Origin of the sequence: Mycobacterium sp. E2497, assembly GCF_001668695.1 — a bacterium.
GTDB lineage: Bacteria > Actinomycetota > Actinomycetes > Mycobacteriales > Mycobacteriaceae > Mycobacterium.
The window spans coordinates 1-872 of record NZ_LZKD01000221.1 but is presented as its reverse complement, the minus strand read 5'-3'; the positions used below and the strand labels follow the sequence as shown (position 1 = coordinate 872).

Below are 872 nucleotides of genomic sequence, written 5' to 3'. Positions count from 1 at the left end.
AGGCGCAGCTGGCCAAAATCGATCTGGCGCTGGGCAAGTTGAAGCTCGAGCCGGGGATGACGCTGCTCGACATCGGCTGCGGCTGGGGCGCCACCATGCGGCGGGCCATTGAGAAGTACGACGTGAACGTCGTGGGCCTGACATTGTCGGAGAACCAGGCCGAGCATGTGCAGAAGACGTTCGACCAGATGGACACGCCCCGCACCCGGCGGGTGCTGTTGGAGGGGTGGGAGAAGTTCCACGAGCCCGTCGACCGCATCGTCTCGATCGGCGCCTTCGAGCACTTCGGCCGCCAACGCTACGGGCGCTTCTTCAAGATGGCCTACCAGGCGCTGCCGTCCGACGGGGTGATGTTGCTGCACACCATCGTTCGCCCGTCCTTCAAAGACGCCCGGGCGCGGGGCATGAAGCTGACCCACGAGATCGTGCACTTCTCGCAGTTCATCTTGACCGAGATCTTCCCCGGCGGGTGGCTGCCGACACCGCAGACCGTCGGCGAGTACGCGGTCACGGCCGGCTTCGAGCTGACCCGGGTCCACTCGCTGCAGCTGCACTACGCGAGGACCCTGGAGACCTGGGCTGCCGCCCTCGAGGCCAATCGCGAGCAGGCGGTCGAGCTGCAGTCCGAAGAGGTCTACGGCAAGTACATGCACTACCTGACCGGCTGTGAGAACTTCTTCCGCAAGGGCATCAGCAATGTCGGGCAGTTCACCCTCGTGAAGTAGGTGGCGAGGGGCCGGGGACCGCTACTTTTCCAGCGTGAACTGGTCGACGTCCGTGTAACCCTGGCGGAACAGCTTCGCGCAGCCGGTCAGGTACTTCATGTAGCGGTCGTAGACCTCTTGTGACTGGATGGCGACGGCCTGCTCGCG

2 protein-coding genes are annotated in these 872 nt (G+C 64.6%); one reads left to right on the top strand and one right to left on the bottom strand.

Translation table 11 applies throughout. The features are described from left to right. A partial coding sequence (locus A5713_RS20120; RefSeq protein WP_068098130.1) for a cyclopropane mycolic acid synthase family methyltransferase occupies positions 1 to 725 on the top strand: 725 nt, incomplete at its 5' end. A gap of 21 nt (positions 726 to 746) precedes the next feature. On the opposite strand, the gene A5713_RS27795 is transcribed toward A5713_RS20120, so the two are convergent. Further along, the coding region (locus A5713_RS27795; RefSeq protein ID WP_197516377.1) for a class I SAM-dependent methyltransferase at positions 747 to 872 on the bottom strand (126 nt) is incomplete at its 5' end.